The sequence below is a fragment of the Bradyrhizobium sp. PUT101 genome, from assembly GCF_052043945.1.
GTDB lineage: Bacteria > Pseudomonadota > Alphaproteobacteria > Rhizobiales > Xanthobacteraceae > Bradyrhizobium.
In genome coordinates this window covers 6903527-6919861 of record NZ_CP197207.1, presented here as the reverse complement: position 1 = coordinate 6919861, position 16335 = coordinate 6903527, and the positions used below count along the sequence as shown (strand labels likewise).

The 16335-nt window shown below is 63.6% G+C and carries 13 protein-coding genes; 5 read left to right on the top strand and 8 right to left on the bottom strand.

Going from position 1 to position 16335, the window contains the following annotated elements:
• The first annotated feature begins 11 nt into the window (after positions 1-11).
• From ACSHT2_RS32925 to ACSHT2_RS32910, 4 genes are read left to right on the top strand one after another with little or no spacing between them, the layout of a single operon-like run.
• Complete coding sequence (locus ACSHT2_RS32925; RefSeq protein ID WP_440639146.1) at positions 12-1184, top strand: efflux RND transporter periplasmic adaptor subunit; 1173 nt, start codon at positions 12-14, stop codon at positions 1182-1184.
• The gene (locus ACSHT2_RS32920) at positions 1181-4324 is read left to right on the top strand and encodes an efflux RND transporter permease subunit (protein ID WP_440639144.1); all 3144 of its coding nucleotides are present in this window, start codon (positions 1181-1183) and stop codon (positions 4322-4324) included. The genes ACSHT2_RS32925 and ACSHT2_RS32920 overlap by 4 nt, the downstream gene beginning before the upstream one ends.
• A complete protein-coding gene (locus tag ACSHT2_RS32915) occupies positions 4311-4769 on the top strand; it encodes a thioesterase family protein (RefSeq protein WP_440639142.1) in 459 nt (152 codons plus the stop codon). Before ACSHT2_RS32920 ends, ACSHT2_RS32915 begins: the two co-directional genes overlap by 14 nt.
• A gap of 57 nt (positions 4770-4826) precedes the next feature.
• Positions 4827-6308: a sensor histidine kinase gene (locus ACSHT2_RS32910; RefSeq protein WP_440639141.1), complete on the top strand. Its 1482-nt coding sequence runs from the start codon at positions 4827-4829 to the stop codon at positions 6306-6308.
• 23 nt (positions 6309-6331) lie between these two features.
• On the opposite strand, the gene ACSHT2_RS32905 is transcribed toward ACSHT2_RS32910, so the two are convergent.
• Positions 6332-8620, bottom strand: a complete 2289-nt coding sequence (locus ACSHT2_RS32905) for an FdhF/YdeP family oxidoreductase (RefSeq protein WP_440639140.1) — start codon at positions 8618-8620, stop codon at positions 6332-6334.
• A gap of 249 nt (positions 8621-8869) precedes the next feature.
• Here ACSHT2_RS32905 and ACSHT2_RS32900 point away from each other — a divergent pair, with 249 nt between their 5' ends.
• On the top strand, positions 8870-10117 hold the full coding sequence (locus ACSHT2_RS32900) for an oxalate decarboxylase family bicupin (protein ID WP_440639139.1): 1248 nt from the start codon (positions 8870-8872) through the stop codon (positions 10115-10117).
• Between the two features lie 97 nt (positions 10118-10214).
• On the opposite strand, the gene cydB is transcribed toward ACSHT2_RS32900, so the two are convergent.
• From cydB to ACSHT2_RS32865, 7 genes are all read right to left on the bottom strand, one after another.
• Positions 10215-11201 (bottom strand): cytochrome d ubiquinol oxidase subunit II, encoded by a 987-nt coding sequence (cydB, locus tag ACSHT2_RS32895; protein WP_440639138.1) that lies wholly within the window; start codon positions 11199-11201, stop codon positions 10215-10217.
• A 2-nt stretch (positions 11202-11203) separates the two neighbouring features.
• Positions 11204-12604, bottom strand: a complete 1401-nt coding sequence (locus ACSHT2_RS32890; protein WP_440639137.1) for a cytochrome ubiquinol oxidase subunit I — start codon at positions 12602-12604, stop codon at positions 11204-11206.
• A gap of 28 nt (positions 12605-12632) precedes the next feature.
• The gene (locus ACSHT2_RS32885; protein ID WP_440639136.1) at positions 12633-13568 is read right to left on the bottom strand and encodes a YoaK family protein; all 936 of its coding nucleotides are present in this window, start codon (positions 13566-13568) and stop codon (positions 12633-12635) included.
• Positions 13492-14328: a formate dehydrogenase accessory sulfurtransferase FdhD gene (gene fdhD / locus ACSHT2_RS32880; RefSeq protein WP_440639135.1), complete on the bottom strand. Its 837-nt coding sequence runs from the start codon at positions 14326-14328 to the stop codon at positions 13492-13494. Before fdhD ends, ACSHT2_RS32885 begins: the two co-directional genes overlap by 77 nt.
• A 3-nt stretch (positions 14329-14331) precedes the next feature.
• Positions 14332-14922 (bottom strand): HdeD family acid-resistance protein, encoded by a 591-nt coding sequence (locus ACSHT2_RS32875; RefSeq protein WP_440642979.1) that lies wholly within the window; start codon positions 14920-14922, stop codon positions 14332-14334.
• Positions 14923-15114: 192 nt separating this feature from the next.
• The gene (locus tag ACSHT2_RS32870; protein ID WP_440639134.1) at positions 15115-15690 is read right to left on the bottom strand and encodes a histidine kinase dimerization/phosphoacceptor domain -containing protein; all 576 of its coding nucleotides are present in this window, start codon (positions 15688-15690) and stop codon (positions 15115-15117) included.
• Between the two features lie 86 nt (positions 15691-15776).
• The gene (locus ACSHT2_RS32865) at positions 15777-16277 is read right to left on the bottom strand and encodes a Dps family protein (protein WP_440639132.1); all 501 of its coding nucleotides are present in this window, start codon (positions 16275-16277) and stop codon (positions 15777-15779) included.
• Positions 16278-16335: the final 58 nt, after the last annotated feature.

Below are 16335 nucleotides of genomic sequence, written 5' to 3'. Positions count from 1 at the left end.
GGACCATCACCGTGAAACGGAACCTCACCATTGCGCTGGTTGCTCTCGCCGCGATCCTGATCGGCGCAGGCCTCTGGTTCTTCGGCACCGACCACAGGCCGGCCGTGGCAGCCGCGCCGGTGCCCGCTGCCGTGCCGGTCGTCGCAGCCACCGTCACCGGCAAGGACGTCCCGATCTACTTGCGCGGCATCGGCACCGTGATCGCGTACAACACCGACGTCGTGCGCAGTCAGATTCAGGGGCAGATCGTCAAGATTGCCTTCACCGAGGGACAGACCGTCAAGGCCGGCGACCTGCTCGCCCAGATCGATCCTCGTCCTTACGAGGCACAGATCGAGCAGCTGACAGCCAACCGCGACAGGGACCAGGCGCAACTCGTGAACGCCGAGGCCAATCTCTCACGCTACAATCAGCTCGGCGACAAGGGCTACGCGACCCCGCAATTGATCGAGACGCAGACGGCGCAGGTGGCGCAGCTCAAGGCCGCCGTCAAGGCCGACCAGGCGCAGATTGATCAGGCCAACGTCCAGCTCAGCTACACGCGCCTGACGTCGGCCATTCCCGGCATCACGGGCGTCCGCCAGATCGATGTCGGCAACGTGATCCATCCGACCGATCCCAATGGCCTCGTCGTCGTCACCCAGATCGAACCGATCTCGCTGCTGTTCACCCTGCCGCAGACCGACCTGCCCGTAATCCAGGAGCACGCTGCAAAGGGATCGCTGAAGGTCATTGCCTACAGCCAGGACAACAAGATGAAGCTCGACGAGGGCACGCTGCTGCTGGTCAACAACGAGATCGCAGGAACGACCGGTACGGTCCAGCTCAAGGCGGTGTTTCCGAATCGTGAGCACCGCCTGTGGCCGGGCCAGCTTGTGAACGCGCGCCTGCTGCTCGAGATTCAGAAGGACGCGCTCACTGTCGCGGGCTCGGCCGTGCAGCAGGGACCAAACGGCAGCTATGTCTATGTCGTGACCGACGGCCAGACGGCGGCCTTGCGCCCCGTTCACGTCGCACAGATCAGTGATGGTCAAGCTCTGATCGACCAGGGGCTGAAGTCAGGTGACGTGGTCGTGGTCGACGGCCAGTATCGGCTGACGGAAGGCAGCCGCGTCCGGGAACTGCATGGCAAAGCTGCGCAGGAAGCCGACCTGCAGAGCGCCGTGCAGGACGCGATCCCATGAACCTCTCGGCGCCATTCATCCTGCGACCGATCGCAACCGCCCTGCTGATGGCCGGCCTGCTGCTGTGCGGCCTTGCGGCTTATCCACTGCTGCCGGTCGGTGCGCTGCCGAACGTCAATTACCCGACGATCCAGATCTCGGCGCAACTGCCCGGCGCCGATCCGGGCACCATTGCTTCGTCGCTCGCCACACCGCTCGAGCAGCAGCTCAGCCAGATCCCCGGCATCACCCAGCTCACCTCGTCCAGTGCGCTCGGCGTGGCCCAGCTCACCGTGCAATTCGAACTGTCGCGGACGGTGGACAGCGCGGCGGTGGACGTGCTGGCCGCGATCAATGCCGCCAGCCCCTTCCTGCCGCCGAACATCCCCTACCCGCCGACGATCAGGAAGGTGAATCCGGCGGAGACGCCGATCATGCTGATCGCGCTGACGTCGGACTCGCTGCCGCTGACCACGGTCGATGCCTATGCGGAAAATATCCTGTTGCCGAAAATTTCGCAGGTGCCCGGTGTCGGGCTCGTCGGCATCGGCGGCCAGCAGAAGCCGGCGATCCGTGTTCGCGTCAATCCGCAGGCGCTTGCTGCCCGTGGCATCGGCCTCGAAGACGTTCGCAACGTGATCGCCGGCGCCAATGTCGACCTGCCCAAGGGCACGCTCAACAGCCCGCGCGTCACCTACACGCTGAACACCAACGATCAGCTGCTGAAGCCCTCCGCCTATGAAAACCTCATCATCGCCTATCGCAACGGCTCGCCGGTGCGAATCCGCGATATCGGCACTGCGATCGAGGCGCCGGAAAACGACCTCCTGGCCGGCTGGTACGGCAAAGAGCGCGCCATCATTCTGGCAGTCCAGCGCGTGCCCGGCGCCAACGTGATCGAAACCGTCGACCGGATCAAGAAGCTGCTGCCGCAGCTGCAGGCTTCCGTTCCGCCGGCGATCAAGGTGACGATTGCCGCCGATCGCACCGCCACCATTCGCGCCGCGATCTCCGACGTTCAATTCACGCTGATCCTGACGGTCGCCCTGGTGGTGATGGTCATATTCCTGTTCCTGCGGAATTTCTGGGCCACCGTCATTCCCGCGATCACTGTTCCCCTGGCGTTGATCGGAACGTTCGCGGTGCTCTATGTGCTTGGCTACAGCCTCGACAACCTCTCGCTGATGGCACTGTCGATCGCGGTCGGCTTCGTGGTGGACGACGCCGTCGTGGTCATCGAGAACATCGTGCGCCATCTCGAACAGGGCATGACGCCGCTGGAGGCCGCACTCAAGGGCTCCGCCGAGATCGGCTTCACGATCGTCTCCATCACGCTTTCGCTGATCGCGGTGTTCATTCCGCTCTTCCTGATGGGCGGCTACGTCGGCAAGCTATTCCAGGAATTCGCCGTCACCATCACCGCCGCGCTACTGCTGTCGTTGGTCATCTCGCTCACCCTGACGCCCATGATGTGCGCGCGCCTTCTGAAGGACGATTCGCGAAGGAAGCACGGCCGGATCTATCTCCTGTTCGAACGCGGCTTCGATGCCCTGCTTGCGCTCTACGCGCGGGGCTTGCGTGTGGTGCTGCGGCATCGCTTCGCGACGCTGCTCGTCATGCTCTCGACCGTCGCGTTGACCGGCTACCTCTACGTGATCATCCCGAAGGGTTTCTTTCCGCAACAGGACACCGGACAGATCGTCGGCATCACCGAGGCTGCCCAGGACATCTCCTTCCCCGCGATGTCGGAACGACAGCAGGCGATCGTGGACATCCTCTCAAAGGATCCCGCGATCCAGTCGGTGGCGAGCTATATCGGTCCGGGCGGACCGACCGCGACGCTCAACCAGGGACGCATCTTCATTGTGCTGAAGCCGAAGCCGGAGCGCAAGGCGAGCGCCGATCAGGTGATCAACCGGCTGCGCCCGCGACTCGCCCGCATCCAGGGCATCACGCTCTACATGCAGGCGGCGCAAGACATCACGATCGGCGCACGCTTGTCGAAGACACAATATCAATACACCCTGACGGATGCCGATTCCAACGAGCTGACCAACTGGTCGGCGATCTTCCTGGAAAAGCTCCGCGCGCTCGACCTCATCAGCGACGTCGCAAGCGACCAGGCCAATGCCGGCCCACGGCTGGAGGTCACCGTCAATCGCGAGGTCGCCTCGAGCTTCGGCATCCTGCCCGCGACGATCGACAATGCGCTTGACGACGCTTTCGGCCAGCGCATCGTCTCCACCATGTTCACCTCGCTGAACCAGTACCACGTCGTGATGGAAGTCGATCCGCGCTTCCAGTACGGGCCCGAAGCGCTCAAGGACATCTACCTGAACTCGGCCTCCGGCCAGCAGGTCCCGCTCAGCACGCTGGTCCATGCCGTCATCAAGCCTGCGCCCATCCTGATCAACCACCAGAGCCTGTTTCCCTCGGTGACGATCTCGTTCAACCTGCGTCCAGGCGTCGCGCTGGGCGATGCGGTGACGGCGATCCAGAAGATCGAGAAGGACATGGGAAAGCCCGCCTCGCTGTCGACCTCGTTCCAGGGCAACGCCCAGGCCTTTCAGTCCTCCCTGTCCGGCACGCCGCTGTTGATCGGGGCCGCGTTGATCGTGATCTACATCATTCTCGGCGTCCTCTATGAGAGCCTGATCCATCCGATCACGATCCTGTCGACGCTGCCCTCGGCGGGTATCGGCGCGCTGCTGCTGCTGCTGGCGGTCCACATGGACCTCAGCGTCATTGCCATCATCGGAATCATCCTGCTGATCGGCATCGTCAAGAAGAACGGCATCATGCTGGTCGATTTCGCCCTCGAAGTGGAGCGCCGGCATGGGCTCAGCCCTGAGGAGGCAATCTACCAGGCCTGCACGCTGCGCTTCCGCCCGATCCTGATGACCACGATGGCTGCGCTGCTCGGTGGCGTGCCGCTGATGATCGGCTCCGGCACCGGCGCGGAGCTGCGCCAGCCGCTCGGCTACACAATCGTCGGCGGACTGATGCTGTCGCAGATCCTGACGCTCTACACCACGCCAGTTGTCTATCTCTATCTCGATCGGCTGGGCAACTGGTTCACCGGGCGCAAGCCGCAGGCCGCCGAGACACCCACCCCATCCAAGACCGAGGCAGAGACGGAATTGAGTCATGAATCCGCTTGAGAAGGTGACGACCGGCATGACCGCCGAAAAACTGGTGACCGTCACGAGCGAGATGACCGTCGGCCATGTGGTGCCGGGCATGCCTGAAGTCTACGGCACGCCGATGATGATCCTGCACATGGAAATGGCTGCCGGATCGGCGGTTCAGCCGTTCCTTCACGCAGGTCATGTCAGCGTCGGGATGATGGTCAATATCCGCCATCTGGCCGCGACAGCGGTCGGCCGCACGGTGCGCGCGACGGCACGGGTCGTCGCGATCGACGCCAGAAGCGTCCTGTTCGAGGTCGAGGCCTGGGACGGCAGCCGCAAGATCGGCGACGGCACCCACCGCCGTGGCGTCGTCAATGTCGCCGAGTTCGAGCGGCGATTCGGCGTCACGAGGCCAACCGCCGAGATGGCCCCGGATCGCACCCAGCAAGCCCGATCGCAGTTTCGTGCGTTTTGACAAGACGCCTGCGAAAACACAAAAGACCTCCCGTCGGCGGCGCGCTAGACCTTCCGCATGATGCTCGAACGCCTGGATGGCTCACCCCCCGTACAGCCCCAGCGATGGTGGCGGCGTTTGCTGCCGATCCAGACAATACAGGATCGGATTCTGCTGTGGGCTTGGGGTAGCCTTGTTCTGACCCTGCTGTCCTTCGCCTGTTCACTGCTTGGCGACAATTTCACGGCGATCGCTTTCGCTGCTTTTTTGGCCGCTTCGCTGACGCTCGTCGGCGCGATCATGGATATCACGGCCCTGAAGAAGACCAATGCCGAGCTGGAGCGGAGCGAGCAGCGCTACCGCCAGCTGTTCAGCCGCATGCCGATCGCATTCCGGCAGCTCGACGCCAGCAGACTCGTCGCGCTGTTCCGAAAACTGCGTGCCGAGGGCGTCAAGGACCTCGGCGCCTATTTCGACAGCCATCCCGAATTCCTCCGCACCTGCATGGATGCGCTCACGTTTCAGGAGGCCAACGAACGAGCCATCCAGATGTTCGGGGGAGGCGTCGAAGGCTTCGTTGGACGTTCCATGGCGGACACCTGGAGAGAACGGCCCGATACGTTCCGCCGGGCGATGGAGTCCCGCTATCGCGGCGAGACCAACTTCGAGGAGGAGACCAAGATGGTCACGTGGGACGGTCGCATCGTCGACGTTCTCTTCACGACCGCGCGCGTCGGCCCTATCAATGATCTCGAAATAAGCCTGGTCGGCACGATCGACATCTCACAGCGTCTTCGCGCCCAGCAGAAGCTCCAGCAGGTACGGGCCGAGTTCGCGCACGCCGCGCGGGTCTCGATGCTCGGCGAGCTCACCGCATCCATCGCCCACGAAGTCAATCAGCCGCTCGCAGCCATCGCCACCAATGGCGCCGCCGGACTGCGATGGCTGAATAGGCCCACTCCCGATATCGTCGAGATCCGCAAGACCATCGAAAACATCGTCGTAGATGCGCAGCGGGCGGCGAAAATCGTGGCACGCGTTCACGGAATGGCTTCGCGGAGGGCCCCCGAACAGGCATCCCTGTCGTTTGACGAAGTCATTCGCGAAGCGCTTCTCTTCCTCCGGCATGAACTCGAATCCCGCGCGGTGACGATCGTGCACCGGCCCGACCCGAGCGCGCCCCAAGTGCTCGGTGATCGCACCCAGCTCCAGCAGGTGATCGTCAATCTGGCCATCAACGCGGTGCAGGCGATGACCCAGGCCGGATATGACGATCGCCGGATCGTCATCAGCACGGTCACGCCCGACGCGTCGACACTGTGCTGCTCTGTTGAGGACAACGGGCCTGGCATCGCTGCCGAACATGTCGGCCGGCTCTTCGACAGCTTCTTTACGACCAAGGAGACCGGGATGGGCATGGGACTGCCCATCTGCCGGTCGATCGTCGAAGCGCATGGAGGCCGGATCGGCGCGGAAGGCAATGGCGCGCACGGCGGAGCCCGCTTCTGGTTCACACTGCCGGTCTCCGTCCGGGCGGATGCGCCGCGCTGCGATGCGTAATCGCAACGCGCCCAGCGCTGGCTCTATTCCCCGGCCGCCGCCGAGCGCACAAGGCGGATCGGAACGCCCTTGTATGACGGCGTGAAGCTGAGGGGATCCCGGGCATAGAGCGGGACCAGCGGATTGGTCTCCGGATAGTATGCGGCACAGCAGCCGGTCGGGAACGAATAGGCCACGACGCGGAAGTTGCGCACGATACGCTCGGCGCCATCGGTCGATGCGGTTATCAGGTCGACGCGGTCGCCGTCGACCAGTCCCCGCTTCTTCAGCTCATACTCGTTGAGGAAGACCACGTCGCGCTGGCCGAACACACCGCGGTAGCGGTCGGACATCGAGTAGAGCGTGGTGTTGTACTGGTCGTGGCTGCGTATGGTGGTGAGCCAGAGGGAATCGGCATCGCTCTGCGGGTCTTCGCCACACCCCGGGAACACCAGGAAGTTCGCCTTGCCCGACGGCGTCGCCCAGATCCGCTCGCGCGCCGTCGATGTGAGGTGGAAGCCGCCGGGGACACGAATACGGGCATTGTAGCCCTGGAAGATCGGGAACACCGCCTCGATCGCATCGCGGATCCGGTCGTAGTCGGCAACGAAGCCGTCCCAGTCGACCACCGTGCGCTCCCCCAGCGTCGCCTTGGCGACGCCGGCAATGATCGCGACCTCGCTGCGCAGATGCTCGGACGCAGGCTTGTTACGGCCTCCGGACGCATGCACCATCGACATCGAGTCCTCCACCGTGATCGACTGTGGCCCCGACGCCTGGACATCGATCTCGGTGCGTCCGAGGCATGGCAGGATCAGAGCCGCGCGGCCATGGATCAAGTGGCTGCGGTTGAGCTTGGTCGAGACGTGGACGGTGAGATCGAGCCTGCCAAGTGCCGCCTGCGTCGCCTGCCAGTCCGGAATGGCTGCGGCGAAATTGCCGCCCATCGCGAAGAAGGCCTTCACCTCGCCGCGGATCATCGCCTCCAGCGCTGTCACGACGTTGTGTCCCGGCGCGGCCGGCGGCTTGAAGCCGAAGCGTTGCTCCAGGCGCTCGAGGAAGTCCGCCTTGGGAACCTCGGTGATCCCCACGGTGCGATCGCCCTGCACGTTGGAATGGCCTCGAACCGGGCAGACGCCGGCGCCTTCGCGCCCGACATTGCCGCGCAGCAGCGCGAGATTGGCGATCTGCTGCACATTGTGCGCACCGCGCCAGTGCTGGGTGATGCCCATACCGTAGACGATGATGGCGCGCTCCGCCTTCATGTACGCGCCGGCCGCATATTCCATGTCCTCGCGCGTCAGGCCGGACTGACGTTCGATGTCGGGCCATTGCGTGCGCTTGAGATCGTCGATCAGGGCTTCAACGCCGACGGTGTGACCGCGAATGAAATCCCAGTCCAGGATCTCCGGCTGCTCGGCGGCGCGGGCGGCCTCGTCCGCCTCGACCAGGATCTTCATGATCCCTTTGAGGACAGCGACGTCGCCGCCGACCCGCACCTGGAAGAGCTTCGAGCTGATCGTCGTCGAGCTCAGCGTGATCATCTCGATCGGGCTCTGCGGCGCCTGAAAGCGCTCCAGCGCACGTTCGCGGAACGGATTGAACGAGACGATCGACGCGCCCCGACGCGCGGCATTGCGCAGGCTGGTCATCATCCGCGGGCTGTTGGTGCCCGGATTCTGGCCGAAGATGAAGATGCAATCGGCCTTGTCGAAGTCCTCCAGCAGCACCGTGCCTTTGCCGACCCCGAGCGAGTGCGGCAGGCCGACGCTGGTCGCTTCATGGCACATGTTCGAGCAGTCGGGGAAATTGTTGGTGCCGTATTCGCGCACGAAGAGCTGATAGAGGAAAGCTGCTTCGTTCGAGGTGCGCCCGGAAGTGTAGAACTCCGCCATGTTCGGATCCGGCAGTGTCCTGAGCTCCCGTCCGATCATGTCGAACGCAGCGCTCCATTCCACCGGGAGATAGCGGTCGGATGCGGCATCATAGGCCATCGGATGCGTGAGCCGCCCGACCATTTCGAGATCATAGTCGCTCCAGCTTGCGAGCTCGGTGACGCTGTGCTCCGCGAAGAATTCCGGCGTGCAGCGCTTTGACGTCGCCTCCCATGCGATCGCCTTGCCGCCGTTCTCGCAGAATTCGAACGACGAAGTGTGCTTCGGATCGGGCCATGCGCAGCCGGGACAATCAAACCCCTGCGGCTGATTCATCCGGCTCAGCGTCGCCGCGCCCTTCAGCGGCACCCGCTGCACCAGAAGCGCCTCGCTGAGCGCCTTGAGTGCACCCCAGCCGCCGGCAGGTTCACGGTAGGGACGAACCGATTTCGTGGTCATTTCGATGTCTCTCGATCTCGCGCTTCTGCGGGTCAGTTAAGGATCACGCGGGCGGAGCCGTCTTTTCAAAACGAAGCCGAATTTCTCAATTGCACACGTTCGAACCCGGCCGGCTTGCCGCAACAGCCCGTGCATTCCGGCAAGAAGAGCGCCGTTCGCGGAAGCTGAAACGGCAAGCGGAAACTAGGCTGGGCGGTTGAAGCCCCGTCGTGACAGAGGGCTTTGGACAATCTTCAGGAGCGACCCAACATGTTCTCACGACGTGATCTGCTGGCTATGTCCGCGGCAGGCGCCGCCATGGTCGGCGCAAGTGCGCAGGCCGCAAGCTTCGGCAATCCGGACGAGCCACCGCAAGGTGCCGTAAACGCCACGAGTCCAGGAAGCCTGACCGATCCCGGTCCGCAGAATCCCGCGCTGGCCAAGCAATTCCCATCGGTGCAGAGCCCGCCCGCGACCGATGTCGGCGGCCTGCCGATGGATTGGGCCTCGTTCAACAACGCGCCGAAACGCATCCAGAATGGCGGCTGGGCCCGTCAGGTCACTGTCGAGGACTTCGCCATCTCCAAGGAGATCTCCGGCGTCAACATGCGGCTATCCGCCGGCGGCATCCGCGAGCTGCATTGGCATCAGGCCGCCGAATGGGCGATCATGACCTACGGCACCTGCCGCATCACGGTGCTCGACACCCAGGGGCGCCCCTATGTCGCCGACGTCAAAGCCGGCGACCTCTGGTATTTCCCATCGGGCGCGCCTCATTCGCTGCAGGGATTGGGTCCCGACGGCTGTGAGTTCGTGATTTGCTTCGATGACGGCCACGCCAATGAATTCAACACGCTGCTGGTGACGGATTGGCTCGCCCATACCCCGCCCGAGGTCCTGGCGAAGAATTTCGGCGTCCCAGCCGAAGCCTTCGCGAAGATCCCGCTGCACAATCTCTGGATTTTCCAGGGGACCGTGCCCGGCGATCTCGCCGCCGATCGCGCCGCAGTCGCCAGGCACGCCGAAGCGCCGCCCTACCCCTTCGTCCACTCGCTCGGCGGCTCGACCCCGGTCAAGGAGAGCTCTGCCGGAAGCATCCGCGTCGCCGACAGCAACAACTTCAAGGTGTCCACGACCATCGCCGCGGCGCTGGTGACGATGCCGCCGGGAGCGGTCCGGGAAATGCACTGGCACCCGAACGCCGACGAGTGGCAGTACTACATCAAGGGCAAGGCGCGGATGACGGTGTTCGACACCGGTCCGAACGCGCTGACGACGGATTTCGCGGCCGGCGACATCGGCTATGTCCGGCGCAATCTCGGCCACTATGTCGAGAACGTCGGCGACACCGAGCTGCAATTCATCGGCGTGTTCCGTGCGCCGCGCTACGAGGAGGTCTCGCTCTCCAACTGGCTGACACACACGCCGCCCAAGCTCGTCGCCCAGCATTTCAACATCGACGAGAAGCTGATCGCGCAATGGCCGGACAACAGTCCTGGCGTCATGCCCAAGTCCTGAAGCCGCTCAACGAGAGCGGTTCAGCGAAAAAGGCGCCGGAAACGGCGCCTTTCTTCTTGTCCGCTGTAATTCGCGGCAAGTTCGAGCCGTGCAGCCGTCAGTAGTGGTCGACGGCGGGGGCAGACTTGCCGCGGAAGACACGATAGCCCACCGCGAGATAGAGCAGCATCAGCGGAAAGACGAACAGGCCGGCGCCCCAGAACATGAATGCGAGACTTGCATGAGGCGCCGCGGCCTCGTCGATCGTCACGACGAACGGGATCATATAGGGCCAGAACGACAGGGCGAGCGTGCCGAACGCCGCCGCGAAGATCAGCGCGACCATGTGAAATGGCCAGTAATCGTCGTGGCGCAGGACACTCGTGGCGAGCACGGCAGCGGCACAGGCGCCGACGAGCGGAAACAGGAACAGATAGGGCCGGTCGGTCCAGCGCTGCAGGATCGGCAGATGTTCGGCAAGCGCATAGGCGAAGACGACGATCAGGAAGATCAGGACGCCGATCGCCAGCGGCGGGATCTGGCGCCGCGCGGCATCCCGAACGAGACCATCGCACTTCCTCACCAGCCAGCAGGCGCCGAGCAGCGAATATCCGAAGCAGAGTCCGATCCCGCACAGGGTAGAAAAGACGGTGAGCCAGCCGAACGTCCCGCCGGCGTAGTCGCCGTTGGAGAATTGAAGTCCTTCCACGAGCGCGCCCACCATCGCGCCCTGCATGAAGCTGGCGGCAAACGAGCCCGCGACGAAGCTGACGTCCCAAACCCAGCGCGAACGAAGCGCCTTGCCGCGAAACTCGAACGCCACGCCGCGCAGGATCAATCCGAGCAGCATCACGACGACAGGGATATAGAAGGCTGACATCACCGTGGCGTATGCCAGCGGAAACGCGCCCCACATGATCACGCCGGTGACGACCAGCCAGGTCTCGTTGCCATCCCAGACCGGAGCGACCGTGCGCAGCATCGCCTCCCGGCTCGCCTCGCTGCCTGCGAGGCCGAACAGCATCCCGACCCCGAGGTCGAAGCCGTCCAGAAGGAGATAGATCAGGATGCTGATGGCAAGAAGCGCAACCCAGAACGTCACCATGGCTATTCTCCCGCCTCGACGATTGTCGGCATTTTGTCGGCGAGCGACATCGGCCGGTTGGGCACGGGAACGTGCAGCGGCTTGCCGCCGAGTCCCGCCGGTCCGGCGCGCAAGAGCCGATAGATGTAATAGGTTCCGAACGAGAAGATGAAGGCGTAGACCGCGACGAAGAGGATCAGTGAAGCCGTGGCGGCCGACGCGGTCAGGAACGGCGTCACGGCATCTGCCGTGCGTAGCACCCCATAGACCGTCCATGGCTGGCGGCCGACTTCCGCGGTGTACCATCCCGTGAGGATGGCGATCCAGGGCAATGGAAAGCTGAGAAAAATGCCCCACATCAACAAGCGGCTGCGCTCGAGCCGATGCTTGAGCCCGAGCCAGGTCCCGAGCCAGGCAAGCCCCAACATCACGAAGCCGCAGCCGACCATGATGCGGAAGGCAAAGAACGGGATTGCCACCGGCGGGCGGTCCTGCGGCGCGAAGCTGCTCAGGCCGATCTCCTTCGAGCTCAGGCTCATGCTTGCGATAATGCTGCCGAGCACCGGGATCGAGATGGCATATCTGTTCGACTCGGTGCTTGAATCCGGGATTGCGATCAGCACCTCCGAGGCCGGTTGCTCGTCATGCCAGCGTGCTTCGATCGCGGCGAACTTGGCCGGCTGGTGATCGTGAACGTAGTCACCGACGAGATGCCCGATGAACAGCTGGACCGGAAGCAGCACGGCCGCGAGTGCGAGGCCCATGCGCAACATCACATGCGCCTCGGGCCGATAGGTCCGCCGCAGCACATACCATGCGCCGGTCGCCGCCACGCAGAACGCGCCCGTCAGATAAGAGGCGAGCAGCATGTGCGGAAACCTGACCCAGACCACCCGGTTGAAGATGATCTGCGCCCAATCGTCAGGCACGAACTGGCCGTTTTGCAGGACATAGCCGGTCGGCACCTGCATCCAGCTGTTGTTGACCATGATCCAGAACGCCGACAGCGTGGTTCCGAGCGCGACCATCGCGGTCGAGAACAAATAGAACCAGGGCGGCACCCGAGACCGTCCGAAGATCAGGATGCCGAAGAAACCCGCCTCCAGCATGAAGGCGGTGAACGTCTCGTAAGCCAGCAGCGGACCCTGGATCGGCCCTGACATCTTCGAGAGCACGCTCCAGTTCGTTCCGAACTGGAACGCCATCACGACGCCCGATACGACGCCCATGCCGAAGGCGACGCCGAAGATCTTGAGCCAGAACTCGAACAACGTCCGGTACACTGGCCTGCCACTGTACTGGTGCATCGCTTCGAGCACAGTCAGCCAGGCGGCAAGCCCGATCGTGAATGCCGGGAAAATGATGTGGAACGAGATGGTGAAAGCAAACTGCAGCCGGGATAGGAGAAGCGCCGTTGGATCCATGGGTAAGCCCCCTCTTTTCTCACGCTCGCTACGCGAGCTTGTCCGCGGAAACGGACACTTCACCGAGGCTGACTGTCTCTTTGCGGAGGTCGTTCATCCCTGGCTCTCGCGGCGGTAGATCTCGGAAAGTGTCATCAAGGCACGTGCTGGAAATGATACGTTGCGCCCGGCAGGCCTGCTTTCGCGAACGAACGCCCCTTTGCCGAATGGCATGGCTCCGCAAGCACAGCAGCAGGGCGCACGCCGACAATGCGATCGGCACCGCAATACTGGCCGCCCCGAGCCACGTCGTCGCATAGCCGCCGAGGGCTGCGCCGCAGAGGAATATCAGGCAGAGCACGAGCATGGCCACGCCACCACGTAAGGCGTCGCGATCGGAGGTCGACACGAATTGATCGATAGCGCGCAACATGTTGCCCGTCACGGTGACGGAGAGATAGCTCCAGCGATCGAGGTGCCTGAAGCTGGCCGACTGCAGCGCGATACCAAAAGAGATTCCGAGGATGGCGATCGGATCGGGGATCCGATGCAACAACAACATCGCTGCCGCGAGGCAGACGATATGCGCAGTGAGACAACGCAACGGCGCCTGGATGCGGACCGCCACCCAGGCGCCGAGAACAAAGCCGACGATCGGCAGCAGATGGTGCGCCGCTTGCTGCCATCGCCCGGACAGGGCGTCGATGCCAAGAAAGACGACATTGCCGGTTTGCGAGCTCGCGAACACACCACCGAGCGAGAGCCAGGTGAAGGCATCGAGGAAGCCGCCCGAAAAGGTTAGCAGAGCAGCAACGAGGAGCGATCGTTCCGGAGCATAGGCAACGGCGCGCAATTCGGCCGCGGCGTCCGGAGATGCAGCCTGCATCGCCATGCTGATCGGCCCAGTGTCAGCCCCCCGCGCGCGGCGCAGCCTCGTCAGGCAGCAGAACGCGTCGCGGGTGCGTGAACACACCGTATCCGTCATCGCGGGCAATCGCCACAAGCGTGATGCCCGCTTCCTTCGCGGTCTGGATGGCGAGCGCAGTCGGAGCGGATACGGCGACGACGACCGGCACGCCCATCATCGCCGCCTTCTGCACCATCTCGACCGAGACGCGGCTCGTCAGGAGCACGGCGCCGTCGCCGGCCGAACCGCCGTCGCGGAGGATCGTACCCGCAAGCTTGTCGAGAGCATTGTGGCGTCCGACGTCCTCCCTGACCGGGCCAATGCCGGTGCGAGGCGTCCAGAACGCCGCCGCATGAACGGATCGCGTGTGCTGATTCAATGTCTGGAGCGGAGACAGGGCCTGCATCGCGTTCAGCAGATCCCGTGCGCGGAAGACAATGCTACGATCCCGCACCCGCGAGGGCGCGCGGCGCGCCTGTTCAAGGCTTTCGATGCCGCATAGCCCACAGCCGACCGGACCGCTGATGGCTCGGCGTCGGGCGGCCAGAGAGGCCGCGCGGTCACCATCGAGCCACATCCGCACCTCCACGCCGAGATCGTTTGGGATCAGATCGATGCTCCTGATTTCGTCTCTTCGTCTCACGATGGCTTCGGTGAGGCTGAAGCCGATGCCAAAGTCCTCGAGATCAGCGGGCGTTCCCATCATCACGGCCTGGGTCGAGCCGTTATAGGTGAGCGCGATGGCCGTCTCCTCGGCAATCAGCCGCGAGGTCGCCCGCGTCTGACCGCCGCGCCAGGCAATCTCCGAGTGCCGTGTGAAAGTCGAACCCGTCATCATGGCTCACACCGTCGCCGGCTGGGCCGCGTGCCGGGAAGCCCGGCTTCTGAGCGCCATCCCGAATGCAATGAAACCCCAGCCCTGGAAGATCAGGTCGACCACCAGCATCGCACCGAGCAGCCACAGACCGATCCCGGGCCAAGCCGCCACCAGCACAACGCCGACGCAGAATGTCAGAACACCGGCGGCGACGATCCAGCGCCAACCCGCAGCTGGTCGCATCTGAAATCCTACCCAGACCCGCATGGCACCGGCGACGACGAGGAAGGCACACACCGCGAGAGACAGCGTGAACGAGGCGAGCACCGGATCATACAGGATGATGATCCCGGCCGCACCGTAAACAACGCCCGCGAGCAGCCAGAACAGGAATCCCCGCATGGCGCGCACCGAGAAGGCATGCACAATCTGGAAGATGCCCGCGGCGGCCATGGTGACGCCAATGACCAGCACGGAGGCGAGACTGGCGGCCATCAGATTTGCGGACGCAATGCCACCGAGGACCAATTCGCCTGCGCCCAGCGCAACGAACCAGCCCCATTTTCCGCTGATCGCGTGGATGGCTCTTCCGAGCGACGCCTTCGAATTCGACATATCCGTCATGGCTTGACCCTTGCACGTATGACCGCTTTCCCGGTCATGAATGAAAGCAAGCGTACAAGCGGGTCCACGCCCCATCTTTCGCAAAAACGACGATATTGTTGATCTGCACGATGCGGAGCGTTGGCGCGGTGAGCTTGCGGGGCACGACCGGGACGTTTCCCGTCGTCGCGCGTCGGGAGCGCGCTAGCTCCGATGCGGGATCTCGATGACGGTTCTGGCTCCGTCGGGTCCGAAGCAGATATCCATCGTTCCATTCAGACGCGCAACGAGCATATCGACGATGGAACGGTCGAGCCGGGGCCCGCCCTCGTCGGTTGTCCCATTGTCGACGACGCAGCACGTGACCGAACTTGCCGTTCCCCAGACTTCGAGCCGGATGGCGCCGGTCCCCTCGAAGGAGATGCGGCGCGCCGAGGCGGTGATCAGTTCGAAGACGATCATGCCCAGCAGCCAGCACCGCTCGGAGTTAATCTTGAGCGGCTGGAGCAGGAGGGAAAGCGCGATGCCTTCATACTCAAGCCGTGAGCGGCTGATCGACCTGCACAATTGCTGGAGGTAGGACGCCAGATCGATGGTCGTGACGAACTGGGGCATCTGCAATGCGTGGTGGAGGCACACATGGCTTTCCAGTCGATCCTGCACGGAAGCGAGTATCACTCTCGCCTCCGTGCCGTCGCAGCGACGGGTAGCCTCCGACAGGAACTCGATCACGGACACGAATTCGTCCTCGATCTGATGGGCGAGCTCGCGCAGCAGCATGCGCTCCGCGTTTGCGCCGCTATCAGGCAAGAGCTCCGAGAGACTGCTCATCCTTCACCCGCCTCCCGGCCGAACGGCTCGCCTTCTTACGAATTCGGCCCGCTCCGCCCGGTCTCGTACAGGAACCAGATCCGCCGTTCCGTCTCGTCGATCCAGTTCTCCAGCAGGCTTGCGGTGGCAACATCGCCATATTCGTCGCAGAGCTCGTGGACCCGGCGCATTTCCCGTGTCAGCTGCTGATTGTCGCTGCGCAGCTCGGCCAGCATATCCTGCGGATCGACATAATCCGCGTCGTTGTCGAGAATGCGCTGCTCGCGGGCGATGTGACCGATCGATCGCAACGTGGTGCCGCCGATCTTGCGCGCGCGCTCGGCGATATCGTCGGTCATGGCGAAGATCTGCTCAGCCTGCTCATCGAGCATGAGATGGTAGTCGCGAAAATGACTGCCAGATACGTGCCAATGGAAGTTCTTCGTCTTCATGTACAGCGCGAAAACGTCGGCCAGCAGCGCTCTCAACGCGGCGGGAACGTCACGGTTCGCATTGGCTCCCAGATCCGTTGGGCTCTGCAGGTCTGCTTTGGTCATGGTTGGCTCCTTGTTGGAAAGTGGACAATTTCTAGCCGGAGGACGGGCAGCCGGTCTT